The organism is Lentilactobacillus hilgardii (assembly GCF_009832765.1).
Taxonomy (GTDB): domain Bacteria; phylum Bacillota; class Bacilli; order Lactobacillales; family Lactobacillaceae; genus Lentilactobacillus; species Lentilactobacillus hilgardii.
On sequence record NZ_CP047121.1, the window covers coordinates 852,753 to 877,684 of the forward strand.

Here is a 24,932-nt window from a genome sequence, read left to right on the forward strand (position 1 = left end):
TTAAAGGATTGATTGCTCAAAGAGAACAGGCATTATTGGACGATTAATCATCTCTCAAACAGTAGATAAGAAAATATAACGTTGACTAATAAAATCCTCTGAATGCTTGATTGGTGTTAAAGGCATGGAAGCTATTTTGATAGTTAATTCTTTTTTACCTTAACAAATGGTGGCTACATTACCGCCAATACGAAATATGTTCACGCTTATAAATAGAAATTAATGAACCTCGTCAACTTAACGGTTGGCGGGATTCTTATTTTTTTAACGTCACTGTACGCTGAGGTCACTTTATACCAGACTGCTGCTTATATTTGTCACTAAATATTTGAACAGATACTAAAGTTACTTTTATCCAAAGAAATTTGTGAGACTTATTGTCATTTTTACGGGTATTTTACAAAGAATTCGTTTTGTTTTTACGCTGCTTTAGTATGCTTAAAGCACCGGCATAACGGGCTTAAACCATTTTTGGGGTATGAAATGATCGGCAAAGTGTTATGTCAAATAAGGATAATCGAGTGGAGGAACGGGTTATGCAGTGGGGCAAAACATCTTTATCAAATCGGGTTTTTAAAGGGTTATTGAGCCTATCATTGGCTGGCGTGACGTTGACAACAAGTCAGGTCGTCACGCATGCGCAGGATACTAGCGATCAAAATTTGGCGGAAGAGCTTGCACCAAAGGCAGCATCGTATGGTTACTATGTCGATTTATATAAAAATAATGTCAAAACTAATTTGGATCCCAACATCAATCCCGGAATCGGTGTGTTTCAAAATACGTTTTCCAATTATTGGTCTGGTGACGGGACCAGGAAGAATCCGACCATTCTCGATGAAAACGTTGAAAAGACCGCTCAGATCACGGCCAATGTTTCCGCTGACGATGCTTTGCGATCATACTTAACCGATCGGCGTGATTCACCATATAATGTGATCAGTGGATTGGGACCATATGCGGATGAGTTTATTCAAAAAAGTGACGCCCACACAAATTACACAAGGTTACCGTCATCACCATTGCCTGCCAGCGACAAGGGCGATGACGGTAACACAACCCCTTGGGCAAGCGAGGATTCTGATTTGGGTCCGGTTGTAAAGTTAATTGATTTAACGGCTAAATCAAACTTTTCGTCTTCGGGAACACCCAAACAATATTTTAAATATATTCGACCATATCGACAAAGTAATCAGGTCAAGGTCCCAAGCGTATTGGCCGATGTTTTTGCGGCTGCCCCACAAGATGACTATGATTTTCCGAGTGGGCACACCACCCAAGGCTTTGAAGCTGGTTTAAGCTTAGCGTATATTTTTCCACAACGATTTCAACAGCTTGTTACGCGCTCGTCGGAAATCGGTTACGACCGGGTTTTGGTTGGACGGCATTCGCCACTTGCGGTAATCGGCGGTCGCATTTTGGGAACGGCTGTCACTGCTTCGGTTTTAAATGATCCGGCCAATAAAGACTTAATTGATCAGGCAAAGAGTAATATCCAAAGTAAATTAACGGCGGACGATGCCAACAGCCAGGATTCCTACGGCGACTATCAAAAAAATTTAAAGGCCTATACGGAACGATTGAACTATGGGTTTGAACCGGTTGGCGACACCAATCAACCGATGCGCGTTCCCAAGGGTGCGGAAGTTCTGCTGAAAACCAGATTCCCATATCTATCTGACCTGCAACGTCGAGAAGTTCTCTATACAACCGGTATTTCATCCGGTTATCCAATGACTGATGATACCGAGGGGTGGGGAAGATTGAACCTGTTTGCGGCTGGAAACGGGTTTGGCAACTTTTTAACGAATACAACGGTTAATATGGATGCCAAACAGGGTGGTTTTAATGCCAACGATACTTGGAAAAGCGATATTGGCGGGAGAGGTGGTCTGACCAAACAGGGAACCGGATCACTGACACTTTTAGGAAACAATGCTTATCAAGGTGATACAGTCATTGAGGCAGGGACGGTGGTTGCTCAAAACGAACATGCTTTGGGTGCTGGAAATTTGAACATCAAAGCGGGTACGCTTCAATTAAGTACTAAAAAGGTTCAAGTTAAGGGCCAGTATCAGGAGTCAAGTTCCGGGACACTTGAGACCGGCACCGGTCAATCTCTGAACGTGAGTGGAAACGCTCATTTGAATGGGAAATTGATTGTTGATGGACGCCAACGGCCAGCACATAGACAGGTCATCTTTAAGGCAGCAAGGATTCAAGGTAAATTTAAGCACGTTCAGCTTAAAGGATTGGCAAAGAATTGGCATTTAAGCTACGACCAACACAAAGTTACGCTGGTTAAAAAATAGGTTTTATTTGGGAACAAAAGGTCAAAATTGATTACAAAAAAACAGCATCAAAATAAAAGCCTTAACACACGCAGTCATTAATACGTGAGTTAAGGCTTTTATTTGATTGGGATAATTATTAGATGATTTGGTAGAATTGACTTATAGTTTAAATTCATGTTCTTGATTATGGGTGCAACTTATTTCTGGTTTCCTCGTCAACTTGAATGGACAACCCATCGATTAAATCTTCTAATTCACTAATTTCAAGGAGTTGACCAATTTTTCTTATCTTTTGATTGACTGTCACAATTGGCAGTGATTTGACGCCATTTTTCTTCAAAATAGCTTGGACGCCACCGTTTTTGATTGCGGAAATATCAGCTGCCGTTTGAATTTGGGTAATATTAAGCGTTTTATCTTTAAAAAAGGCCTTGTGATTGTTTCTGGATTGAGATGTCACCAAACTCCTGAATATATCCAAAAGGGGATCTTTTTCGTTTTGTTTAATAAAATAAGTGATTTCTAGCATTTTTGTCCTCCAGCATTTTCGATAGCGGTGTTAAAATCTGGATTACGAATACGGTTTGCCTTGCATTATGATGCAAGAGTATTAGATGATAAATTATAAATCACAAATCACAAATTACAAATTACAAATCATAAGCCACACAATATACGACTACGTGGTTAGAGGCTTTTGTAAATTTAAGATCATTATTCGCCAAATACTGATGGTTTACTATCAACCAGCAGGCCGAAACTCGTTTGAATAACGACAACGATCAGCATCATCACAATGACGGGCCACCAGCTGGCGATGGCACCGTGTATCAGTCCGGAAAGCAGTGGGCCAACCGCTGCGGCCAGGTAGCCGATGGATTGAGCCATTCCCGAAACAGCTGAAGTTTCGTATGGATTTGCAGTTTTGAGTGAAAATAAAATCATCGACATACTGAAAGCAGAACTGGTTGCGAATCCTAATAGAATGCAAATGATGACGGCAATGGTCATTGAAGCGGTATTTAATAGGAGACCACCTAATCCCAGAATGAATAATCCGAAAATTGTCCAAACCAGTGGCGCTTGTTTTGTTAGCCGACCAGCCAAATTTGGAATGAAGTAAGCTGTTGGTAAAGATGCCAGCTGGAGTAATCCCAGCAGCAGGCTTGCGCGGTTCTGATTGATACCATGGGCGATAAAGATTGACGGCAGCCAAGTCAGAATCGTGTAGAACAAGAATGACTGCAAGCCCATAAACACGGTAAGGTACCATGCCAAGGGTTGGCGCCAAACCGGTTTAAGCTGAGCAGTCGGATTAAATGATGATCGGGAAGACTGCTGCGGATGCTTGCGGCCGCGTGATCCGAACGCGATTAACAAAGTTAAAATGGGGAAAATGACCAGCCATTGAAGCATCGGCTGCCAACCGATTTTTGAGGAAATCGGTGCACTTAATCCGGCAGACAAAGCACTGAAAATCGTCATGGAAAGTGTGTAGGCACTGGTCATGAGACCTATTTTTCGTGGATAGAATTCGGCGACCATCGTTGGGGACAAAACATTTAGAATAGCGATCGATCCCCCGATTAAAAGCGTTCCAATCAGTAGGGTGGAGAATGAATAAATTCGAATGAATGAGCCAATCAATAGCCCGATTAGGGCGGCAATAATTGTTGTTAACATGCCAAACTTGCGGCTAAGTCGATTGACAAAGGGTGAAATCAAAGCGAAGCACAATAGTGGAATAGTTGTTAAGCTGCCTAAAAACCAGTCAGGCAAATTAAATGAACTGGAGATATTAGTTAAAATCGGTGGCACTGCAGTTAATGCAGTTCGCATGTTGGCTCCGATTAAGATAATCAAAAGGACGGTTAAAATTTGGGTTAGGGAACGGTTCTTACTTTTCTGCAAATTGGTCTCTCTTTTCTATTGTTGATTTGATATACACACTTGCCTTCATGAATAAGAGTTAATGATTGCTTTCCATCTTTTCCAATACCTTTTTAATCCCGGCTAAATCCAGTTGATCCAAACGGAAAGTCTGAATCAATTCGTCCAAATAGTTATCGTAAATACCGGCAGCCACGTGTTTGCCCTTAGAGGTGTCGTTGAGGATAAACCGGCTTTTATTTTGAGGATCTAGCTGTTTTGAAATCAGCCGTTGTTCTAATAATTGACTAACAAGTGTGGAGATGGTGCTTTTATTAAGCTCCAAGATTTCCGCCAATCCCATGACTGAATTATTCGGAAAATCTTCCAGTGTATCAATCAGTAGTAACTGATTGGGGGAGAGACCATTTTGACGGGCGTGTTTTCGAATGATCCGTCGTTCTGTTCGGCGAATACCCCGATTTAAAATAATAATTTGTTTGAGTAGTTGTCTATCAGCAGCCATTAAGCTCACCTCCTCGCGTTAAGTGTTCGACTTCGAACACTTAACAATCTATCACGAATTGAATGAACTGACAAGTTTTGGCTAACCAATTCGTGTGACGTGGAAGTCGCAACCAATTTTGTCATGGGCGTGCACGTTTTTATTTGTAGTTACTGTGACGGTGGTGGTGAAGGCTTTCGGATTTATCCAGATAATAAAAGAACAGGCTGATTTAAAAAAGTTAAATCAACTTGTTCTTTTATAAAGTGACACTGATTTGATTGACTAATTAATCAATAACCACCAACGACTTAATTGCTTCACGTTTAACCATTGCCTGATAGGCATCATCGATTTTATCCAGTCCGAAGCGTTCTGTAAAGACTTTGCCCGGATGGATGTCGCCATCTAAAACGGCTTTTAGTAAGACACTTTTATCATAGGTTGTGACTGATGCGGGGCCACCAGCAAAGGCGGTGTTTTGATAGAACGGTGCTGCCAAGTCCGTTTTAGCCGTATGAGGGAGACCAACCCGACCGATGATTGCACCCGGACGAGCGATCTTCAATGCTGTATCTGTCGATAATTCGGTTCCGACACATTCCAGAACGGCGTCTGCGCCATCACCATTTGTTAGAGCCATCACTTTTTTGACGGCGTCGTCACCACGTTCCGGCACGATGTCGGTTGCGCCAAATTCAGTAGCGAGTTTTTGGCGGTCTTCGTGACGGCTCATGGCAATAATGCGTTTGGCACCACGCAATTGAGCGGCAATCACACCACACAATCCAACGGCACCATCGCCGACAACTGCAACCGTATCACCCGGCTTGACGTTGGCAACCCTGGCAGCGTGATAGCCGGTTGCCATAACATCGGCCAATGATAGAAGTGAGTTGAGCATGCCGTCGCTGTAATCAACGGGACTTCCCGGAATCTTGACCAGTGACCATTCAGCGTGTTGGTAGCGAACGTATTCTGCTTGATAACCAGAGCTGAAATTATCAGAATGGCTTTGGCAACTGCCTTCATAACCGGCCCGACAAGCGGCACAATGACCGCAACCGTGGGTAAACGGTGCGATGACAAAATCACCCGGTCTAACAGTTGTGATCGCTTTTCCGACTTCTTCAACGATACCAATGGCTTCATGGCCATTGTTTTCTGAATTGGCGGCCTTTTCATCCAAGCCACGGTATGACCATAGATCCGAGCCGCAAACACAGGCGCGGACAACGTGAAGAATGACGTCGTCGGGTTTTTCAATGACTGGTTTATCAACGTTTTTAACAGTCACTTTTCCTGGTTTCACAAATAATGTTGTTTTCAATTGTTAAGTCCCCTTTGTTTTAAATTTACAGCTTCATCTTAACATTTATCGTCGTTTGAAAAAATAATCTTATATTTGGAATTGCTGGGATTGTTGAAACAATGTAAAGGTTTGGTTTCTACTCTGTAATTTATTGGTAAATTCCCGCCTTGTCGTTTACTTTTATGGCATTCTTAAAGGGTGCTATTAAATCTTATTGATGAGAGGTTTGGATTTATGTTAGATATTATTAAAGCCGTTATCCTGGGAATTGTCGAAGGGATTACCGAATTTTTACCGATCAGTTCGACCGGGCATTTAATTTTGGTTAATGAATTTATCAAGATGCAAGAGTCAACTCAGTTTACCGATATGTTCAATGTGGTCATTCAATTAGGAGCGATCATGGCTGTTGTGGTTCTTTATTTTCACAAGCTTAACCCATTGTCACCAAAGAAGGATCCATTCGAAAAGCATGCGACATGGATCCTATGGTTCAAAGTGATTGTGGCTGTATTGCCGTCCGTTGTTCTCGGTTTGCTGTTTAATGATTGGATGGATGCCCATTTAATGAATTGGGAAGTTGTTTCAGCGATGCTTCTCATTTACGGGATCTTGTTTATTGTAATTGAAAATCGAAATGCCAACCGACGTCCACGGTTCACCGATTTAAATAACCTGCCTTATCAAACGGCCTTTATCATCGGGATGTTTCAACTCTTATCGCTGGTTCCCGGTACCTCAAGATCCGGTGCCACCATTTTGGGCGCAATCTTAATCGGAACCTCTAGATATGTTGCGACCGAATTTTCCTTTTTCCTCGCGATTCCAACAATGTTTGGGGCATCCCTTCTGAAAGTTTATAAGTACTTTGATCATGGTGGAACGTTTAACGGCACTCAGAGTATCGTTTTGGCAACTGGGATGATCGTGTCATTTGTTGTTGCCTACCTGGCCATCAGATTCTTATTAAACTACATTAAAAATAATAATTTTAAAATTTTTGGATGGTATCGGATTGTGCTGAGTCTGATTGTAATTGCCTACTTTGGTTTGATCGCCAGATAGGTCGTTAGCGGATTCTTTGTTTCCCTCGTTAACTATAGAGCATGTGTTGTATACATTTTAATGATTCAGTATATAATAGTAAGCAAAATTAAAAAACACACTGATCTTCGGGGGAACGTTGAATGAAAAATTTCAAATTAACAGCGGCTGCTCTGGGCTTAGTTCTCGGATTGGGAGCTTCTGTAAATGTGGACAACGGTCTTTTTGAGCAACCAGCTCGAGCCGAAACGGTTTCGACAGCGAAAACTGTTCAGAAGACATTTAGTGATCAAACTAATTTTGACTGGACATACAATACAGACGGAACGGCAACCTTATCAGGTTTTAACAATGGAACAGTCGTTTCTGAACCATTTGAAGCAGATATTCCGGATACGATTACGCACGATGGGCAGACTTATAAAGTCACTTCGATTGCGCCGTACGCTTTTTGGCAACAGAACAATCTGATAAAAGTTGTCATGCCAAAATATCTAACCACAATTCAAGACAATGCTTTTATTTATCATGCTGATCTCCAACAGGTTGATTTCAGCAAAGCCACCAATTTAACCACAATTGGCGACCAAGCCTTTTTTAGCTCGGGGCCAACAGATGGTATTAATTTACCGGATTCAGTAACTACGATTGGAAACTCAGCTTTTGCGTCTTCACAGGCTAAAAGCATCCATTTTCCGGCCAAATTAGAAACAATCGGCAAGCAGGCTTTTGCCAGCTGGCCGGGAACTGACCCGATCACGCTTCCAGATTCTTTGACGTCTCTTGGGGATGGGGCATTCATTTACAGTCAAATTCCAAGTGTGACATTGCCGGCAAATTTGACACGGATTGGTAGTCAGGCTTTTCTTCACAACCCGAATTTAACAAAAGTTGTCTTGAACTCAAAGCTGACACAAATTGGTTCACAGGCATTCCTGTACGATGATAACTTAAGCGATGTGAATTGGCAGGATGCATCCAGTCTTGAGACCATTGGGGATAATGCGTTTACCTTTACCGGTTTAAAGGGTTCAATTGCTTTTCCAGATGCACTTCAGACCATTGGCAGCCAAGCTTTTTTGGGTAATAAACTGACGACTGTTGATTTTGGTCAGAATTTAAAAACGATTGGCGATGCTGCCTTTGCCTACAACGCAATTAACAATTCGCTTGTGATTCCGGCTTCGGTTCAGTCGATTGGGTCTCTGGCATTTTTTGGCAATCATTTAACACAAGTGGGTATCAATGGCACGCCAACGGTAGCGACCGACTCGTTTTCTTATAATCGGATTACCAAATACGCGGCGTCAAATGCGACTATTTCGAGTGGCGCTGTTCAGCATCAGACAGCGACAGCGTTCGATGATAGTCCGACGTTATCGATCAACAGTCTGTTTAATGTTAATTTTACGGGAACCACTCAAAGCAAAATTGCGATATCAAATTTAACAAACAATGTTACCTATCATCAAGATAGTGGGACGTTTACAATTCCTGAAACAACAAACCAGTTTGAGTTTGATTGGACACTGACAGCGGCAAACGGCCAAGTTTACACCGGTCACTATACCGTTGTTCATGAAATCCCTGATATTCGGGCATTTAATAGCCAAATTTATGTTGGCAGTTCCTGGACCGCTCAAGATAATTTTAACGGGGCCACAATTAATGGCAAGGATCTGGAGTTGGGAGAGGGCGGCATTCAATACAAAGTAACCAACGCAGCGAACAATGAGCCGGTTGATACGGTTGATACATCAAAGGCCGGCAAATTTAATGTGACTTATTTCTATGGTACAAGTGCACAAAGAACAGTGACCGTGGATGTTCTGCCACAAGCGAACCTCATTTATACGCTGTCCGGTGATCAGGAGGGCACGTATACTGGCAATGCCCAGAGCCTTGACCTCGGCAAATACAGTCTTAATTTAAGCAATGGCGAGTCTTATACATTAAAAGCAGGCGATATTGCGGTTAAAGAGGGCAATCTGACAGGTGCCGGCACCTACCAAATTGTATTAACATCACAGGGATTAGATAATCTAAAGAAGGATGTTGGTGCCGGTGCTAATTTAACAGGAAGCAGTTCAGCAACCTTTACCATTACGCCTAAAACCGTTACACCAACGTTAACAGGTAATGAGGCAGTTGCGTATGATGGCAACGCACATAAGCCGACGGCCGGGCACTATACTATTTCTCTTGATAATGGCGAGGATTATTCGTTAAAAGATAGTGATATTCAAATCGTCAATCAACCAGATGGTGTCACGCAAAGTGGGACTTACGATGTGACATTATCCCAATCCGGGAAAAATGATATTCAAAAGCAAATTGGCGCCAACTATCAATTGGCTAATGTTGACACGAAAGCGGTCTTTACGATTAATAAGGCAGCGGATGCCAAACCGGTGACGGTTAAGTACGTAGATGAGAGTGGCAAAGAAATCCATAAGCCACAGATCATTACCGGAAAAGTCGGAGAAGCTTATGACACCACAACCAAGACGTATCAAATCTCCATTGATGGGTACACATTGAATCAGGCAAAGTTGCCAACAAACGAGAAGGGAAAACTATCCGATAAAGAGCAGACCGTGACGTACGTTTACACTAAGAATACGACACCTTCAACACCATCCGGTGATACAGGAACAGCTACACCAACACCGGGAAGTGGTTCGGAATCAGGATCTTCAAGCTCTTCGAGTTCCACAAGTTCGTCGTCTGATTCAGCTTTGGAATCCAGTACGCCGTCAACAAGCACCCAACAAAAGCCATTATTGATTGCTAAAAAGGGTGCCGCTGTTTATTCTCTAAAGAAGATTGGGTTGTATAGCAGTAAGAACTTTTCTGATAAGGCTCGAAAAACCTGGTACGTATCGAAGCCGCGAATCTATCGGCCAATGTTTGTCGTGACCGGCTATACCAGATCCAGTACCGGGAAACTCAGATACAAAGTTCGTGACGTCAATCATTTGACTAAAAATCGGAATAAAACCGGTTATATTACCGCAAATTGGCAATATGTCCGTCCGGTTTATTATGCGGCCAAGCACACCACGTTTACGGTCATTAATCCGCGAGGCGTCAATGCTTATCGTAAAGTTAATTTAACCGGCAAGGTGACCAACTATAAGCAGGGCACGGTTCTGAAAGTAAAGGGCATCACTCACCATAATTTGACGACCCGATATATTTTGTCGAATGGTCAATATATCACCGGAAATCGAAAGCTCGTTCAAATGGGACGGCACAAACAGGTTAAGACAGTGCGTGCAAAGGGTGCGATTAACCGGCACCGTGACGTTAATTTAAGTTACAGAAGCCAACATTATTCAAAGAAACAGCAAAAAGTTTTTAAAGTTTATGGGTTCGACTATTCTCGCGGTAACAGTGTGACCAAGCACGGTACTTTAAGATATCGGGTTGCCGGTGGTTACATTACCGGAAACGCGAAATATGTGAGGATCATCGACTCGAAGTAGAATATGTTAGATGATTAAAAACTAAAAAAACGACTTGTTAGAAAAAGCTACTATTTCTGATAAGTCGTTTTTATTTGTGATTGACGTTGCTTTGGTTAAATAAATAGATCATGTTAAACATAATTGTCATGATTTTAAATAACTTCCGATTAATGAGATAAGTGAGAAATTTGGCTGATAAGATATTTTTAATGGAAACAAACAAAGGTTGTACATCCATAAGAAAATAGTTGATAACATTAGTTGGCTGGCCTATTCATCCATGTTAAAGTAATAAATAATCATTTTCATATGTATAACCGGATTAGCAATAGTCATGAATAAGGCGAGAAGGGGGAAGCCAAAATGACGAACATCAACTACCAAGCATACTTTAGCGATATCAATCAACTTTTAAAGTATGCGAATGAACATTATTTACCGGCAATAACGGCGGCTGTAAGTCAATTTAGTGAATATGATCAGGCATTAAGTGAAGCCGATAGAAACAGAAGGGGTGGTCAATTTGAGAAAGATAAATTGACCATCGAGGGAAATACTATAGTTACACCAGATCTTCGAGTAGGGAGGACTTATCGTTTCAAACGTCAATTAGTAGGTGCACAAGTTGGCAGTTATCATTATGGGGAATCACTTGTTCGAAGGATGAACTTGAGGGATGGCGACATTGTTAAGTTCAAGTTGAGTAATCAGGTGCCACCGGAATTGGAACTGGTTCAAAGAAATGAATTGGATGATCCAAGAAAAATTGTTCGAAAAAAAGTCATCGTGGAACGTTATCAGCAGGGAAAGCTGGTTGTTCGACGGTTACATGATGGAAAACCGATTTTAGAGGGTGGAAAACCGGTCACAATCCAGTTAAGTCCAAATGATGTTCGTCGAGATAACGTGCAGGTCAATGATGTTATTGAAGTTGCCTATTATGTTGATCAGGGTTCTGGGCGAGCTCGGATTTCCTGGATTTATCGAAATGAGACTAATCAGACTGTTAAACCGGAACCTAAACCCCATAGTGCCTATACAACGCATAAAGCAAAATCGACGGATGTATTTACACCGAAGATTGCCTTTGACCTAACCGACAAAACGGTTTTAATGGCCGGTTATGCCGCACATCGGGAAGAAGCCGCCGCCTTGGTTAAGGCTCATCATGGCAAATTGATTGTTTTTGATCATACGTCCAGTGGTAAAGGTAAGGGGATTGAGTCAAACCTTGCCACCGCTGTTAAACATGCGGATATCGTGATTGTGATGTTGCACGCCGTTAGTCATGAAACGGCAAATAAGGCGATTGCCCATGCCAAAGATTTTCATAAATTAGTGGCAACAAGTAACATTAATAGTCCTTTGAGTATTGAGGATGCTATTAAGCGGGCGTTGAATCGTGAGCCGGTTTATCAGCAGTCCAGTCATGTGGTTGAATGAGAATATAGAAATCATCTCAATCAGACAGTAAGCCAGTCGGGAAAATCATAATCCCGGTTGGCTTATTTTGGTGTGGATATGATGGTTAGTATGGAAAAAATGCAAATCCAGTTAAAATATGGTCCAATCCCCAAATGGCGATTTGGTAATTAGCGGTGTAGAATAATTTGTAACAAAGTTATCGAAATGAGGATCCGAAAGGAAAGATAAATTGACTGAAGAACAAAGTAATTCGCAACAGGACATTGATAAGTTGGGCAGGATTTATTGGCAGGATTTCTTTTCAAACAATGGCATTATTGAGCCGGAAACACTGACTGCGAAACAAAAAGATCAATTTTATAACGCATTTATCAGGTTCCTAAAGGTAGCTTTTTCCAAACGAGCGATACCACTTCGAGAATGGACGCTTGAGGATATCATTTCAGCTATCAGAAGATGTGTCAGCCATGCGGCAGAAGATTCACCGGTCCACGGGCACAGCGACGAATCTGATGAGGCTTGGATGGCAGCTTCCAAAACGGGGCTACTCTTTGCCAAGTGGCTGGTGGATAGAGGGACTCTGGACATCGCAACTCATCAACTAGCGATGGCTTATTATCATGACGTGTTGGGGGCAGGAGCGTCTATAGGCAGGGATGAGCAAAAAGAAAAGTCGGTTATTAATTATGAACAGCTTGCAGTTGCCGATGTTAGTCGTCAAATTGACCAATGGACGTTTAAATTCGTTCTGTCATCGTCCTGGCCAGACCAAGATATTCAAAAATCTATTTCGGGGCACTATGCGCAAGTGTTGATCAGAACGGTGGGTGTTCGAATTTATTACGATACCCATTTAAAATTGATGGATTGGACACCATCCGCGTTAGAAAATGTTTTGACAGGTTATTTCATTTCAAGGTCAATTCTTGCGCCAGGAGAATACTGGGATTTTGCAGAAGTGCTCATAGCTTTCTTGGCTTTTTTAATTGACGAAGGTCAAATGACGCGGCGACATGGAGCCCCCCTCGTACAAATCGTGGTTCCGGCAACAAAGAAAATGCTGGCATTAGCCCGCGATCAACGCAACTTTGCCATGAGTAAGCGAATTGAGCTGGGATTGATCGTTTCAGGATTTTATAATGAGTGATTACCAAATTGGGTAGTAAATACGATGACCGGGTGAGTAACGGTCAAAGGCTGAGCGAGGTATTGAGATGTAAAGTGAAAATGTTATTTTTGGGGGGAGACTCATGGTCTTTCCCAACTTTGTTAGTACCTGTCTATTACTCCGTTGAAAAACAATGTTTGATATCAGTTTTTGGAATGATTGTTGACGGCTTTATTTGACAAGCTTTAAGCAAAGATCCTTTTGAAAAATAAGATCACTCTTCCCCAAAACGAAGCTTGACGCTTTTCTTGAGGTTCTGTTTTGTGGATTTCTTGAAGTTCAATTTTGTGGATTTCCTTATGAGTCTGTTCGGGACTCTTGATGTGAATCTTTCTAATTTCGACCTTGAATCTGATCCAGCAATCCGGATATTTGCAGTTTCCTTTATATGATTCAGTTTTAGTTAGGGTAACATCTTCCTGAATCCACCCACAGTATGGGCAGGCATAGTGATAATGGCATGATTGTTCGTCGGATTCAGTGAAGATGACACCTCGTATGGCTTGAAATGCGATCATGTATGAGTGGTATCCTTTCGATTAACTTTTTAATGACAGTTTAAAAAAACACTTCTAATAAGTTTATATCATAGTTAGATGTCTGTTGAAAATGATTTTCTGTCAATCAGGGTGAAAGGTAAGAAACAAAGCAAAAAATTATGACTTTTCAGGTTACAAAATAGTATTAGAAGTATAATAAAATTGAATACATTTAATGATGTATTTTGATCTTATACCTTAGAATTGGAGTGGCTTTTGGCATTACTGTTAATTGAGACCACGAAAGCATCTGTTGGTATAAAATCAATCAGTTTTTAGAAATGGGGTATTGGGGAGAATGAACAAAAAAGGATTAATCGGGTTAGTAACGCTTTTGTCAGCAGTGATTGGATTGGCATGTTTTGGCAACATTCAACGGGTATCAGCTCAGCCGCTGTGCTGGGAAGAACATTATCGGCACGAGTATAAAGTCGAAGTTTTAAAACCAATTCGCATCAATAGGGTCATTTATGGTAAGTATACGTATCAAAATAAGTGGGTAAATGGCGGTAGATTACATAAAGGAAGCATTGTCAGGACTTGGTATGCCGGTATTGGTGGATTTGATTGGCATCTCACTGGTGGACCTAATGGCCGGTATGATATAACTTCTAAGTATGGCTATAATGTCAGCTGGCCTTCCAAACATTATTTCAAGATTTTGAAAGTTTATCATGGATATCATTGGTTCTGATGGAGGGATAAAGGATGATTAAAAAGATTTTGTTAGCTTTTGCAGCGTTTCTAATATTGATGATTGGTTTAGCGGTAGTGCCTGGATCAGCTAGTGCTTCATACAGCCAAAGTACGTTTCCGAGATGGGCAAGGGGAACCTGGTATTCGTATACGCCCCATGCAAAAAGAATTCATTATGATAAGATCACAATTACAGCCAAACATGTGTATGATCATGATTATTATGGTGGTAGATGGCATCGATATTTTAATGTGATTACGCGCAGAGGATTTAATGGCGAGTTATTGCCTAAAAAATCTGTGTATATCGCTTCAGGTCACCGCTTTACCGCGCCAATTGCTAAAACGACTCATACCAGATCAGCCATGGTACCTGAATACTGGCATGTTAAGAAGATAAGGGTTCACAATCATTATTGGAAAGCTTTGCTGAGTTCCACTGGCGCTGGTTGGGATATCGGTGATACGTATGCATTTAGAAGTCGGGTTTGGTATCAAGCTAAATTCATGTACACTGTATTTTAGCGAAACAGACTATAAAAATTTTTAGTCACTGGGAAATGAATGTGTCGGCATGACCATTTTCTTGGTGGCTTTTTTCTGCTTTTATGTATGATATTTATAACGCGTTTGATTGTGGTGGGCAGCAGCTTAGGGGATGGAAGGTTGCGATTATTGTAATTAATATTTTAAAATAATTGCAAAATACAAAAATGAAATTAAATATTATTTTAAATTACAAATGTATTGGAATACTGTATACTACATAGCAGGGGGAGTTAGCAGTGACTAAAATAGAAAACTATTTTTCAAAAAAGCAAAAACGTTTAGATGATTTGAGAAAAAAGTTAGCTCAGGATAATTTATTGGTAGCAACAGAACTGTCGGATAGTGATTTGGTCCTTGCTAAAGAAATGACAAAGGAAAAGCTGTTGCACAGTATTGATAATCGTATTTTCATAACTAGTGAATTTCCAATCAATGATTTCTTAATCAGGCAATTAGTATTGGGAAAGGGAATTTATTATGGTAATACAGCTTTATATCTATGGAATTTAAGTGACACATTCCCGTACACAATCCATATTGCCATGCCTCTTGGCTATCGAATACCCGATAGCCGTTATCCTGATTGGACTAAAAATGTACATTTTAAACAGGTTAGAGAGCCAATGCTTAGCAATGATGTTGAACGTCTTGATGTTGAGGGCACAACAAAAACGATTCAACTATATAGTCAAGAACGGCTATTGGTTGACTTGGTGAAATCCCGCCCGACTGATCAAGAGCAAATTAAGCAAAGTTATCGTCGTTATCTACACTCGAAAGATCGTAATTTTAATCAGCTTTTAGTAGTGGCTAAACGCTTGAAAGTTGAAAATAAAGTAAGAGATATTATGGAGCTTATGATTTGAATAATTTTGATGAAGTGAATAGTTTGCGTGATCGTCTTAAAAATGTTCGTAAACGGACTGGAACAGATATGACTATTTTACTGAGAAAGTACTTTATTGACGGATTCTTGTATTTGTTGTCGCAATCTGAATATCAGAAGAATTTTATTTGGAAGGGTGGATTTGTATTATCTGCGATTACTGGTATTCAACATCGGACAACTGTTGATTTGGATACAATGCTTCAGGGGGTTAGCCTCAAGACTGATGAACTAACAGAAATTATCAATGAAATTATTGATGGTAAACGGTATGATGGGGTTTCTTATCTCTTGATTGATATTCAACAAATACAGGAGGAGAAAGACTATACTGGTCAACGGGTACGAATTTTGGCTACTATCGATAATTTGAAAGATATTTTTCATCTTGACATTGCAACAGGTGAGACGCTGGTTCCAAATGAAATTGCTTTTTCCTATAAACCACTTTTAGGAAATCAGAAGATCCCGTTACTAATTTATCGCCCAGAAAGAATTTTATCTGAAAAACTGCAAACTGTTTTGTATCGTGGCATTCTTAATACACGAATGAGGGATTTTTATGATATATATGTGCTAAATCAGACGAAGCAAATAAACTTTAAAATATTGCAGGTTGCTTTCTCTTACGTCATTAAGAATCGCCATACATCATCTGAATGGGAAAATTGGCAAGAAATTATAAGCTTAATAAGAACTGACAAGCATTTTCAACGGAATTGGCAACAGTATGCAAATAAACATTCTTTTGTTAAAGACCTTTCTTTTGATGATGTTATAAATACAACAGAGTCGATTTTAGAGAATCTTAGTTTCTCCAGTTGACCTTAAAAATACTGCCTAGAATTAGTCCATTTGAAAATTCTAGGCAGTATTTTTGATTTATAGTGATGAATTAATGCTTGGCTTTGATTCTAAGATTTCATTGATGATTGATTTTCAAAGCCAGCCAACACATTTTGCAGCTGTTTATCGTGAACCGTTGCCTTCCCACGTTTAAGCACTTTAGTTGCAACGGCATGGACTGTGTTGTTATCGGCTGCTTTTGTGTCTACAATTTGATTCTTTAGTGCCTCTTTATGGTTTTGATACGTTCCCTTAGCAGGATGATTAACCATTTGAATCACTTCGTAGCCATATTGGGTTTTAACAGGCGTCTTGGTGTATTGACCTGTTTTAAGCTTGAATGCGGCTTTTTTAAAGTTGGGATCAAGCGTCGTGTTGGTATTGTCGAACGGAGAAATGCGACCACTCTTTTTCTTGGTTGCTGTGTCGGTTGAATAGGCGGCAGCCAACTTTGCAAACGAATGACCGGCGTTAAGCTGATTAATCACTTTTTGAGCCGTTGCCTTTTTTGAAACCAAAATTTGGTTCACTGTCACTTTAGGCTGATAATGTTTAAACTGTTGTTTTAACATATCTGGTGTAAATTTTGTATCTGCCTTAATAGCCGCTCTTAGTAAAAGATCCTCTTTAAGGTTGCGTTTGTATTGGCTGGCTGTCAGCCCGTTTTGCGTCAAAAATGCACCAAAAGAAGCACCGTATTGTTTCTTTACGGTATTCAATTGCCGGGTAACGGCTGTATTCTTGACCTTGTTTCCGTATTGTTTTTCTAACCCCTTATCAAGAATCATTTGCCCCAAAGCCTGTTGACCACTGGGAGAGTCTTTCATTTCTTGATAATAGGCGTCTTTGGTAATATTTGATCCGTTGATGGTGGCAACGGATTGGTTGCTGCAGGCACTTAAGATCAAACCGGCTCCAATACCCGCCAAAATAACAAATCCCTTTTTCATAATCATTTAAACACACTCATTCCCTAAATAATTTTGTTCCAGCTGGAAACAACAAAAATTATATTAACATAACACAAGTACTTAATTAATTACTTCAGTTTCTTATTTAAACTAATTTTATACGTTTCTTATTATAAAATGAAGGAACGTCATAAAATCGCAACTTATTTTAAAATCGATTTAACTATTTGATAAAACGGTTTACAACTATTTAACTTATGATTACTCTTTAATGGAAAGTGTCATAGCACTAATAGCAAAAATGGGGAATTAGAGGGGATACTTAACGATGGATGATTTGACGGTTCTGCTTATTTTTATCTTAATGGTGATTGTTGCCGTTATTTTGGCAGTCGGGTTTCAAGTGAAGCTTGCACCGGCTGACTATAATACTTTTGACATAGTTATAATCTAAAAACAGGTGAAAAATGACAGACAATGTAGTAGCCATTTAATATTGATCATATAGATGATGCTTTATTTTTGATTAAAATTATCATGCGCGAAAAATGAGCATGAAAAAAGCTGGTCGAATTAGGATGACCAGCTTTTGCTTTATCAAATTTTAAATTGTGGAATTGGGTAATCATCATTTAAAGGTTTAAAACGATTTAGGCTTTTTTGGAACTGATGTAGTATTTAATAAAGTGTTTTAGATTGATAACATCAAGTCTGGTTAAATGCCCAGTCACCATCACATCATTTAAGTCTTTTTAACTAATAACAAAGATTTTGACGATATCAATGTAAGAAGGTTCGGTTAGACCTTTGATCTGATTCCAATTGACGATTGGACAATACTGTTTTTGGATATGGGGTGATTTTCTTTTGTGTTGATGAGTAATCGGATAAAAAGATAAATCATTATTTGAATCTTCCAGAACGAGTATGGACCTTCGCTTGCCACCTTTTCCCTGTACAAAGGCAACGTACATCCAAGCCACATCAAAAGGATTAATAATCATACCTCGGATCGTCAAACCATTTTTTTATTTTTTCGTCGGTGTCTAATCGTTCTACAGGGATCTTCTTCGCTAGTTGGCGAATCTCCAAAGCATCCTTATCATCTTGGCTTATTGTTAAATTGAACGGGATACCACCGGTGCTGATGACTTTTCGATAAAATGCGTTGATTGCTGTAGTTGGCGTCACACCAATTCTATTAAAAATGTCCTCTGCTTGAGCGGCAACTGATTTATCAATTCTAACTTGAATGAGTTTGTCATTTTTATCATGTTCAACTGCTTTATCTTTCATGAGGTAGCCTCCTTTTTGTGTGTGTCGATATTTGGCTTATTCTGATATATTTTCAGACTAATTTAACACCGACCGACCATTATCAAGCCGAGCCTTCAACAACCAAGTTAAAACATCCGGCAGGACCGACTGCCAATATAACCAGTCATGGTCACCTGGCGATGTTTTGTAAGTGACGTTCAAGTTCAGCCTTGTTTTCATATAAGTCACAAAAGAATCATTATCGGCTTTCAGGAAATCCTGATCGCCGATGCAGTCATAAAAGCGGATTTTTTTCAGTGAGCTCTGTGGTGCCTGGGATGCTAACTTTTCCAGATAGTGCTTGGGAATAGGGTCATTGAAAATGCCGCGCCAGTCCGGCATCAGTTCCGGTAAAATTGATAAATCAACGACCGATGAAATGGCGATGGCGGCACTAAACCAGTTAGGATGGGTAAAAACAAGTTTAAGTGCCCCGAATCCGCCCATCGACACGCCACCGACAAAGTTGTCTTTTGGATTGGCGGATAGCGGAAGCAATTTTCTCATTTCGGGGATAACTTCTTTAGTTAGGTAATCCCAGTATGGTAGGCCATTAGCCATATTCATGTAAAAGCTTCTGCCCATTTCCGGCGTAATAACAGCTAAATTGGTATATTTTGTCAGAACCTCCAAATTCGTTTTTCGAATCCAACCATTGCCACTGTCGCCGAGTCCGTGAAACAGCCAGAGGACTTGTAGGGGATGATCCGATTGAATGTTATTTGGCAGGATGACGTGAGTGGTTGTTTGTTCCTGAAGTGCCGGCCATGCACGAGTTAAATTTAAAAGTGTCATCGTTTGGATTCTCCTGGTTTTCTTTAACATATAACCTAAAAACTGGGAAAAATCAATCATAGACATCAGAAAATAGTAGGCTGAGATGGTGTTATAAAGGAGATATGGAAATGAGGTGGATTAGGCTTTGGATCATAAGTATTAAGGAATTCAAAAGCAACTTTTAGCAATAAAAGATTCATCGAATTCGGAGTCAAATTGTGTGCAACATTTTTGTGGTCGGGGTAATATGATAGCGTATTCAGATACTAATCTAAACCGATTCATTTTAGGGGAGGCTTTATTATGGCAGAAAAAGTAGCTGTAGTTACCGGTTCAGCAGGTGGCTTGGGAAAGGGAATTGCAGAGCGTCTTGCCAATGATGGTTTTGCGATTGTCCTTCATGATATCAACAAAGATCTGTTAGCTGAAACCGAAAAGGAATTTAAGGATAAAGGGATCGAAGTAACGAGTTTTGCGGGAGATGTATCCAAGCGAGACGATCAGTTTGCGTTGGTTAAACATGCGGTTGATACGTTTGGCCGATTAGATGTTTTTGTTAATAACGCGGGGATCGAAGCTGTGACGCCATTCCTGGAAATTGACGAAAAGGAGCTGGAACGTGTCTTTTCAATTAACGTCTTTGGAATGGTTTATGGGACCCAGGCTGCGGCTACCCAGTTCATTAAACAAGGTGGCGGCGGTAAGATTATCAGTGCTTCAAGTATTGCCGGCCATGAGTCCTATGCAATGCTGGGCACCTATTCCGCAACTAAGCACGGCGTACGTTCGTTTACGCAAACGGCTTCAAAGGAATTGGCAAAATACAAGATTAACGTGAACGCTTATGCACCGGGTGTTGCCAAGACCAAGATGTGGGATCGAATCGATGCCGAAATGGTTAAGCACGATCCGTCATTGAAGCCAGGTGAGGCATTCGCAAAATACAGTGCTGAAATATCGTTAGGCCGTTACGAAGTACCATCAGATGTTGCCAAATTAGTTTCATTCTTGGCATCACCGGATTCGGATTATATTACCGGTCAAACAATTCTGGTTGATGGTGGAATGGTTTATCGTTAAGCATAAAAGAGGATGTTTGCAAGGGTTTAAGCGGCCCTGTAAACATCCTTTTTTAATCAAAACGAACCCTTATTTTTTTGCTAATGCATGAGTGATTGACGAAAGTTTATCAATCGAAACGTTATCGCCACGCTCAATTTTGGCGATAATTGCCTGTGTGGTTTGGGCGCGTTCAGCGAGTTGAGCTTGGGTTAAACCGGCATTTTCACGTGCTTTATATAAGGCAACGGCTATCTGCAGCTTTTCGCCCTCAAGTTCATATTCGCGGTTAAATTCAGCGTTACGCCGTTCCTTTGCAATTAATTGGTCAATTTTCATGGTCGTACCATTTCCTTCTTAATACCTTGTCGTGAGTGGGTTAACTCGTTTAAAAGCGAGAAGCCCCTCAATCGTTTAGATCCTTCCAAAGTTCTTCTAGAGAATCATAAGTTTTCCCTTCGCCGGCTTCAGCTTCCCTTTTTGCTTCCAGTGCTTCCGGAGTATCGAGGTAATTAATGATCTTAACCTCATGATTGGCCGCTTTGGTTAACGCATCGCTTAAATAGTCGGATACGCTAATATCATATTGTGCCAAGTAGGCTTCGGCTTTATTACCAACTTCTTGACTGACTTTGGTTGAATACGTCTTATCGTGAGTAACTTTATTTGCCATGATATCAGACTCCTTTTTCGTAGTTGTGGAAAATAGCAACATTTATACCAGGACAGCTCCTCAAAGCATCACCGCTTCAAATAAAGGATTGGTTTGAAAAATCCAAAAGTGAGATTTCCCAAATCGACGCCTTAAGTTCCGGGTGATGACCGCTTTGCACCACACACTTGTATATGATAACTATAGATATCATAAAATGAATTCCAGCAAAAGGAAAGTTTCAGAACACTTCTTCCATTAATCTCTCAAGACTGGTACGATTAAAAGTAAGGGGCATTAACTTTAAAGCTGCCTAAAGGAAGGGATGGGGTTATGTTTAAGAAATTATGTATCGGGATGATAACGGGGGTTGCATTATTGGTTGGGTTGGCAACACCAACTCACGCGTCGACGGACTTAGGGAAGACGCCACATTTATTCTATGTCAAAGTTAAAAAGCCGATTTTTACGGGCCAGTACAAAATCGTCAAGGGGCATCATCAACGGCTTCTAACACCTAAAGGGACTGTTCTACGGGTGGTCAAGATAAAGAAAGCCGAAAATGGTCAACGCTCTGAAGCTGCCTTAACCTGGGGATTGATCAGTCACAAATTACGACAAAAGGTCTATGATCCAAGATCGGCTTCATACGCCGTCAAGCAGTTCAATACAACATATTTTGAACCATATAAATTAAAACTCCCAATTTCCGAGTATATGTTTCAAGCGGGAAGCTTCTCCAATACACAGGAATCCTATTATAAACCGATTTTTAACATTACAATGGACGGTTATCTTCAATATTTCAGTTCATCACGGCTGAAGCATTACCATATTCAAACGACTTGGTTATACGGTAAGACGCCTGCAAATGGTAGGCAGAATCCGATTTACACAATCAAGCCGTCAAAGACAGTAAAAATCGCTAAATCGACAAGCAAGGACAAACAATTCCGACTATATTATCGACAACCGATTAGCGGTCTGACCGAAAAGAAAACGCATGGGTATTACCGATTAACGATTAATGAACTTGGCGACAAGTCCCAAACCTGGAAGTCGAACGGCCACACATACGCTGCTATGTGGCGGACATATAAGGTCGGCAGTCATCCGTTTTATTATTTGTGGGGATCAGAAACCGATGATCCGCAATATCTTAAATAATAGCGGGATTGGCGAGAGTTTGCACGCGTTAGTTATCTGATAACGTTCGGCTAAGTATAGAAGATAAATTTTTAAATGTGATCAGTAGTGAAACAAGCTTCAGCCACAGTCTCCTCAATGGGTCATGGGTTTAATACCATGTCTTGTTGGGGAGATTTTTAAGTTTTGAGTTAACATTTTTTATCCACTGGATTTGCTTGCATTGGGAGAATTGCTATCAATCAGACATTGTTTCAGCTAATTATAGTGAAGTAAAGCAAAACGAGATTAATGTAAAAGCACTTAAACTGGAATTAGTGTTCCAATGCTACAAGAAAATGTCTAATTTATCATAAGACTTGGTCATTTAAGTCGTTAGTCTTGGTAAGTTGATAAATTACCATTAAAGATGTTGACGTTAGGCTGTCTATACTTATAGAAAATATCGAATTGTTTGAAATCCAGCTTGAAATGAATTAATTTTTAGGATAATTTAGTATTGGTAGATGTTTTCTAAACTAAATAGAAATGGTGTCGTTGGGATCCTAAAATGGCAATGTTGAAAACACAGTATTCCTCATGCATATGGGGATGAGACTTAGCTATTTAAAAGGAACGCTATTTTCATAAATGACCGCCTACTTGGTGGAAATCAAAACTACTTTATTTGTACGCATGAGCTTGGCCATCTGATCATTCACCATATTTACGCGGGTATCATTGCTTAGTTTATTCAAGAAGTAAATATGAGAAACGAGCAGATGAATTTGCACTTGGTTTAATTGAACTTTTATAAGAAAGTAACCTAAAAAAGGACATACTAACCTAACGGTAGTCAAATACCGAAAAAATTAGTATAATTTAGTTAGGTAAAGTATTTTATTGACCAACGAGCGCTTTCGCTCGTTGGTCTTTTCTATACTCTTGATAACTTGAACCAGTTTCAATCATGGCATAGGTAATCCTAAGCAGTTTATGAGCTAATGCGACTACTGCCTTTTGCGCACTCATATGACCTTTTAAACGATAGAAAAAGTCTTTTAATCCAGAGCAGGTTTGTCTTTTCGCACCTAGCGCTGCGGTTACCAGGGCAGTTTTCAAATAAACATTTCCATGCAAAATGTGACTGCTTTTGGATTGGCCAGCTGATTCATAATTTCCAGGACATAGGCCAGCCCAAGAAGCCAAATGATGAGCGGTCGGAAACGGGCTTACATCTGTCCCAACTTCGGCGATCACAATTTGGGCAATGTGTTTACTAATCCCTGGAATGGTTTGAAGCCGAAGATACAATTCTTCAAGTGGTTGAAGTTGTTCTTCAATTAGTAATTCCAAGGCATGAATTGCCTGTTGAACATCTGCCAATAATGCAAGTTCAATCTTTAAAATTTGGCGATCACTAGGAGACAGACTGCCGTCTAAAGCAGCGACAATCATTTCCGGTTTAGCTTTTAGCTTGGCGTGCATACATTTAGAAACTGTTTGCAGGTTAATCGGTTTTCCTTGGATTAATAAAACTAACAATTTCTGGCCAGAACTACCAAAAATATCCGTTACATAGGTCGTTAACTTAATGTTTGACCGTTGAAGGATATTATGAATCTTGTTTTTAATACTCGTAGCCGTTTCAGTTAGGGACTTGCGTGTACGAGTTGATTCGCGCAATTCTTGAATTGGCCGTGGTGGAATAAAACTAGCAGCGACTAATCCCAACCGAGCTAATTCGGCGATCCATTCCGAATCCTTTTGATCAGTCTTTTTACCCGGAATATTTTTAATAATTCTGGGGTTACATAAGACCATTTTGAAACCATAAGGTTCCAAAATTTGCCAAACCGGCCGCCAATACTGACCGGTACTTTCCATTAAGACGACTTCAACTTCCTTTTCTAACAGCCAGTTCGCGCATTGACGCAATTCGGGTGATGTTGTTCCGTAACGCCGACTGTTCTTCCGGGGCTTTTGATCAGCTCGACCAATTAAAGTGGTGAGGGTGATCTGTTTTTGGTGTACGTCGATTCCACAACACTTCTCTGTAATGACATCCATGTCAGCACCTCCATTTAGAATAAAAGTTGGCGGTTAACCTTACAGCCTTGAGGAATGAAATTTTATAAGCGTGCTCGAAGCAACAATGGGTTAATCTCGAGGACCGAAGGGCATCGGTTTTATATTCGGGCTTATTAGCACCAAAAAGATAACGATGTACAATGAAACCGCCTTCACCTATATTATACAAAGGAAGACGGTTCTTTTCATTGATGGTTACGAGGAAAAGCGAAGCGCTCCTCGGAGAGTTTTATATGTAGACGATAATGGGCACTTGCTAAATTGTTACAATGAGCTAATCCATTAGTATGGATCGCCCGGTGACGACATTGATTAATATTTTGAGGGGATTTTACTATGGGAATCTTTAGGCGGTTTTTAAAACTAAAGAAGAGAAAGAACAAAAAAGAGATTAAAA

The 24,932-nt window shown here is 40.3% G+C and carries 22 protein-coding genes; 12 read left to right on the forward strand and 10 right to left on the reverse strand.

The window, feature by feature from the left end; all coding sequences use genetic code 11:
• The first annotated feature begins 536 nt into the window (after positions 1–536).
• The gene (locus GQR93_RS03880) at positions 537–2,312 is read left to right on the forward strand and encodes a phosphatase PAP2 family protein (RefSeq protein WP_035444352.1); all 1,776 of its coding nucleotides are present in this window, start codon (positions 537–539) and stop codon (positions 2,310–2,312) included.
• Between the two features lie 166 nt (positions 2,313–2,478).
• Here the strand turns inward: GQR93_RS03880 and GQR93_RS03885 are convergent, their stop codons facing one another.
• The 4 genes from GQR93_RS03885 to GQR93_RS03900 all read right to left on the reverse strand — a co-directional run bounded on the left by GQR93_RS03885 (position 2,479) and on the right by GQR93_RS03900 (position 5,998).
• Positions 2,479–2,823 (reverse strand): arsenic metallochaperone ArsD family protein, encoded by a 345-nt coding sequence (locus GQR93_RS03885; RefSeq protein ID WP_003552444.1) that lies wholly within the window; start codon positions 2,821–2,823, stop codon positions 2,479–2,481.
• A gap of 185 nt (positions 2,824–3,008) precedes the next feature.
• Positions 3,009–4,133 (reverse strand): MFS transporter, encoded by a 1,125-nt coding sequence (locus GQR93_RS03890; protein ID WP_003552445.1) that lies wholly within the window; start codon positions 4,131–4,133, stop codon positions 3,009–3,011.
• Positions 4,134–4,263: 130 nt separating this feature from the next.
• Positions 4,264–4,689 (reverse strand): MarR family winged helix-turn-helix transcriptional regulator, encoded by a 426-nt coding sequence (locus tag GQR93_RS03895; RefSeq protein ID WP_003552446.1) that lies wholly within the window; start codon positions 4,687–4,689, stop codon positions 4,264–4,266.
• 268 nt (positions 4,690–4,957) lie between these two features.
• On the reverse strand, positions 4,958–5,998 hold the full coding sequence (locus tag GQR93_RS03900; RefSeq protein WP_003552447.1) for a zinc-dependent alcohol dehydrogenase family protein: 1,041 nt from the start codon (positions 5,996–5,998) through the stop codon (positions 4,958–4,960).
• A 216-nt stretch (positions 5,999–6,214) separates the two neighbouring features.
• On the opposite strand from GQR93_RS03900, the gene GQR93_RS03905 reads away from it, so the two are divergent.
• The 8 genes from GQR93_RS03905 to GQR93_RS03940 all read left to right on the forward strand — a co-directional run bounded on the left by GQR93_RS03905 (position 6,215) and on the right by GQR93_RS03940 (position 16,582).
• Positions 6,215–7,045, forward strand: coding sequence for an undecaprenyl-diphosphate phosphatase (locus tag GQR93_RS03905; protein WP_035444354.1), 831 nt, complete (start codon positions 6,215–6,217; stop codon positions 7,043–7,045).
• Between the two features lie 122 nt (positions 7,046–7,167).
• Positions 7,168–10,512: a leucine-rich repeat protein gene (locus tag GQR93_RS03910; RefSeq protein WP_003552449.1), complete on the forward strand. Its 3,345-nt coding sequence runs from the start codon at positions 7,168–7,170 to the stop codon at positions 10,510–10,512.
• Positions 10,513–10,857: 345 nt separating this feature from the next.
• A complete protein-coding gene (locus GQR93_RS03915) occupies positions 10,858–11,937 on the forward strand; it encodes a DUF2325 domain-containing protein (RefSeq protein ID WP_003552463.1) in 1,080 nt (359 codons plus the stop codon).
• Positions 11,938–12,148: 211 nt separating this feature from the next.
• Positions 12,149–13,066 (forward strand): hypothetical protein, encoded by a 918-nt coding sequence (locus tag GQR93_RS03920; RefSeq protein WP_003552464.1) that lies wholly within the window; start codon positions 12,149–12,151, stop codon positions 13,064–13,066.
• An 858-nt stretch (positions 13,067–13,924) separates the two neighbouring features.
• Entirely contained in the window at positions 13,925–14,320 is a 396-nt protein-coding gene (locus GQR93_RS03925; protein WP_003552467.1) for a hypothetical protein, read from the forward strand.
• Between the two features lie 14 nt (positions 14,321–14,334).
• Positions 14,335–14,847 carry a hypothetical protein gene (locus tag GQR93_RS03930; protein ID WP_003552468.1) on the forward strand — a complete coding sequence of 171 codons (513 nt, stop codon included), beginning with the start codon at positions 14,335–14,337 and terminating at the stop codon, positions 14,845–14,847.
• Between the two features lie 260 nt (positions 14,848–15,107).
• Positions 15,108–15,737, forward strand: coding sequence for a type IV toxin-antitoxin system AbiEi family antitoxin domain-containing protein (locus GQR93_RS03935; protein ID WP_003552469.1), 630 nt, complete (start codon positions 15,108–15,110; stop codon positions 15,735–15,737).
• Positions 15,734–16,582, forward strand: a complete 849-nt coding sequence (locus tag GQR93_RS03940; RefSeq protein ID WP_003552470.1) for a nucleotidyl transferase AbiEii/AbiGii toxin family protein — start codon at positions 15,734–15,736, stop codon at positions 16,580–16,582. Before GQR93_RS03935 ends, GQR93_RS03940 begins: the two co-directional genes overlap by 4 nt.
• An 89-nt stretch (positions 16,583–16,671) precedes the next feature.
• Here the strand turns inward: GQR93_RS03940 and GQR93_RS03945 are convergent, their stop codons facing one another.
• Positions 16,672–17,553 (reverse strand): peptidylprolyl isomerase, encoded by an 882-nt coding sequence (locus tag GQR93_RS03945; protein ID WP_035444593.1) that lies wholly within the window; start codon positions 17,551–17,553, stop codon positions 16,672–16,674.
• A 289-nt stretch (positions 17,554–17,842) separates the two neighbouring features.
• Between GQR93_RS03945 and GQR93_RS15560 the strand changes: the two genes are divergently transcribed.
• Positions 17,843–17,968, forward strand: a complete 126-nt coding sequence (locus GQR93_RS15560; protein WP_003552472.1) for a hypothetical protein — start codon at positions 17,843–17,845, stop codon at positions 17,966–17,968.
• A 539-nt stretch (positions 17,969–18,507) separates the two neighbouring features.
• Here GQR93_RS15560 and GQR93_RS03950 read toward each other — a convergent pair.
• Positions 18,508–18,810 carry a type II toxin-antitoxin system RelB/DinJ family antitoxin gene (locus GQR93_RS03950; RefSeq protein ID WP_003552475.1) on the reverse strand — a complete coding sequence of 101 codons (303 nt, stop codon included), beginning with the start codon at positions 18,808–18,810 and terminating at the stop codon, positions 18,508–18,510.
• Between the two features lie 57 nt (positions 18,811–18,867).
• Complete coding sequence (locus GQR93_RS03955; RefSeq protein WP_035444357.1) at positions 18,868–19,626, reverse strand: alpha/beta hydrolase; 759 nt, start codon at positions 19,624–19,626, stop codon at positions 18,868–18,870.
• 285 nt (positions 19,627–19,911) lie between these two features.
• On the opposite strand from GQR93_RS03955, the gene GQR93_RS03960 reads away from it, so the two are divergent.
• Positions 19,912–20,688, forward strand: a complete 777-nt coding sequence (locus tag GQR93_RS03960) for an acetoin reductase (RefSeq protein ID WP_003552477.1) — start codon at positions 19,912–19,914, stop codon at positions 20,686–20,688.
• 69 nt (positions 20,689–20,757) lie between these two features.
• Here the strand turns inward: GQR93_RS03960 and GQR93_RS03965 are convergent, their stop codons facing one another.
• Both GQR93_RS03965 and GQR93_RS03970 read right to left on the reverse strand, forming a co-directional pair.
• Positions 20,758–21,006: a helix-turn-helix domain-containing protein gene (locus tag GQR93_RS03965; RefSeq protein WP_003552478.1), complete on the reverse strand. Its 249-nt coding sequence runs from the start codon at positions 21,004–21,006 to the stop codon at positions 20,758–20,760.
• Between the two features lie 67 nt (positions 21,007–21,073).
• Positions 21,074–21,340, reverse strand: a complete 267-nt coding sequence (locus GQR93_RS03970) for a hypothetical protein (RefSeq protein ID WP_035444359.1) — start codon at positions 21,338–21,340, stop codon at positions 21,074–21,076.
• 312 nt (positions 21,341–21,652) lie between these two features.
• On the opposite strand from GQR93_RS03970, the gene GQR93_RS03975 reads away from it, so the two are divergent.
• Positions 21,653–22,486: a hypothetical protein gene (locus GQR93_RS03975; RefSeq protein ID WP_003552480.1), complete on the forward strand. Its 834-nt coding sequence runs from the start codon at positions 21,653–21,655 to the stop codon at positions 22,484–22,486.
• Positions 22,487–23,344: 858 nt separating this feature from the next.
• Here the strand turns inward: GQR93_RS03975 and GQR93_RS03980 are convergent.
• On the reverse strand, positions 23,345–24,514 hold the full coding sequence (locus GQR93_RS03980; RefSeq protein ID WP_003555409.1) for an IS110 family RNA-guided transposase: 1,170 nt from the start codon (positions 24,512–24,514) through the stop codon (positions 23,345–23,347).
• Positions 24,515–24,932: the final 418 nt, after the last annotated feature.